Here is a 1,914-nt window from a genome sequence, read left to right on the forward strand (position 1 = left end):
CATCCAGCGTTTCGCCACGACGGACGAGGTCGCCAACATGATTGTCTATGCCTGCTCGGCGCAGGCCTCCGCGACGACTGGCGCGGCGCTGCGCGTAGAAGGCGGCGTGGTCCGCTTCGTCGCCCAGCCAGACTTCAAACGAATACAGGAAGAACAGAGACAAAATGAGAAGCGCCATATCGGGCGATGCACTTGACCAAATCCTGCGGTCTGCCCGGACATACCAAGGGTGGACCGGTCTCTATCGAATATTCCGTAGTTCTGGATCTTTATGAGCTTTTGAAATGGGGACCGACCTCGGCCAACTCTAGCTCTGCGCACTTCGTCTGGGTTCGAAGCGCCGAGGGAAAGGCGAAACTCGCGGCGCTGGCCTCGGAAAGAACCGAACCAAGATCCTGCAGGCGCCATCTCGGCTATTATCGGCAACGATCTCGATTTTGCCCATCGGTTGCCGACGCTCATGCCCCTTAACAAATGAGTGTCGGGGCAATTCTGCTCGTAAAAGATAAATGGGGCCCTAATCCGACTCGACGTTGAATCGGCGTCGGAAGAAGCTGGCTTTGAAGCGTTGTCGTTCGCAAATGCGGCACAGGCGATTGCGGCTTTCGAGGCGGCTCCGGACAGCTTCAAAGGCCCTCATCACCGACATCCGCCTAGGAGTTGGTAAGACCGGCTGGGATGAATCCAAGCCTGTAATTCCAGTTGTCTACATGAGCGGGGATAGCGCAATCCATTGGAGCGCAGACTGTGTCCCCTGAAAGCATCATGATCCAAAAGCCGTTGTTCCTGCCTCAGATAATCACCGCGATCTCGGCGCTCCTTAAACAGCCGCTGCTAGTCCCGAAAGACCCGGATTAGGTCTGTCAAATATCTAATCGCCAAAATCATGCGCTTTATGGTTCGTGTTCGCAAAGAACATAATCGGACCCGAGTGGTCATGTCGAAACACAGGGCGAAGACAATGAAGTCCACGAAGTGATAATTTGAGGTTGGCGCGTTGACCTGGGGGCCGGCCAACCTAACGCATGATCATGGAGGCCGCACCGTTGCCGATAGACGAGATTTGGCATCGCCTCTCAGCACCATCCTCAAGCGTCGACGCCAGGTGATGGGCGCTCAGCCAAGCGTCCAACGACGCTAGTATTCGGTTGCGCTAATATAAAAGTGACGTAAGGTCATAGGCTCGCATCTTGGGGATGCGCAAGCCATGGGGAACCACGATGAAAGTAGCTGTCTTTTGCGCCGCTGCAGTGATAGCGGCGACCGGTGTCGCTGTTGCCAAGGAGAAGAAGGTGGTTGTCAGTGATGCCGCTACACTATGCTCTACCAAACATTCGACCAAGAAGCCGGTGCCAGAGCTGGATTGCAGTTTGACCGGAACGGCCAAATTGACCGATGGAGCAAGGCCTGAGAAACCACGTCTCGGATATGACACTGACCCGTGGATCGTAAATGAGTTTTAAACGAATGGGGACACCATCCCCGGCTACAGGGGTCCTGCAGAGATAACTGGCTGTAGGAGGTCAGATGCCATGCATGCTACATCGATCATCGGAGCATCTCATTTCCGGCGGCCACGACCTAGTGCAACTTCGACAAGCTATAGCCGAGGGGCGCAAAAAGTGTGTCACGGATGATTAGGAGCTGTGTCGGATGGCTGATGCGGTCAAAACGCCTGGGTGGTCCGTCTTCAAAGCTCGCGGGACGCAGGTGCTCACCGAAACATCCGAGTGGTTCATTCCAACCAACTGGCCCCATCGAGCATTGTTCGATTTGGTCGTTTGCTTTGTCCAACTGCCGCGGTTTGATTTGCAAATGCCTGTCGATCTTGGTGGAGGTGATTACCCCGCCTCTTCTGTCGATAAAGTAAATTCTGCCTATCGCACTCTTCATCGGTTCGGCTTGGCCTTGCAA

Annotated in this window: 2 protein-coding genes and 1 pseudogene; all 3 read left to right on the forward strand. The window is 54.8% G+C overall.

The window, feature by feature from the left end; translation table 11 throughout:
- Window positions 1-196, forward strand: a pseudogene (locus EN935_RS42440) (hypothetical protein); the annotation flags it as partial.
- Window positions 197-1,220: 1,024 nt separating this feature from the next.
- Window positions 1,221-1,463 carry a hypothetical protein gene (locus tag EN935_RS33710; RefSeq protein WP_127266261.1) on the forward strand — a complete coding sequence of 81 codons (243 nt, stop codon included), beginning with the start codon at window positions 1,221-1,223 and terminating at the stop codon, window positions 1,461-1,463.
- Window positions 1,464-1,653: 190 nt separating this feature from the next.
- The coding region (locus EN935_RS33715; protein WP_164771594.1) for a hypothetical protein at window positions 1,654-1,914 on the forward strand (261 nt) is incomplete at its 3' end.

This window comes from Mesorhizobium sp. M7D.F.Ca.US.004.03.1.1 (assembly GCF_003998635.1).
GTDB lineage: Bacteria > Pseudomonadota > Alphaproteobacteria > Rhizobiales > Rhizobiaceae > Mesorhizobium > Mesorhizobium loti.

What these genes read in the sequence shown, in the direction of transcription:
- EN935_RS33710 (WP_127266261.1), top strand. Translation starts at nt 1,221, where the DNA reads ATGAAAGTAGCTGTCTTTTGCGCCGCTGCAGTGATAGCGGCGACCGGT.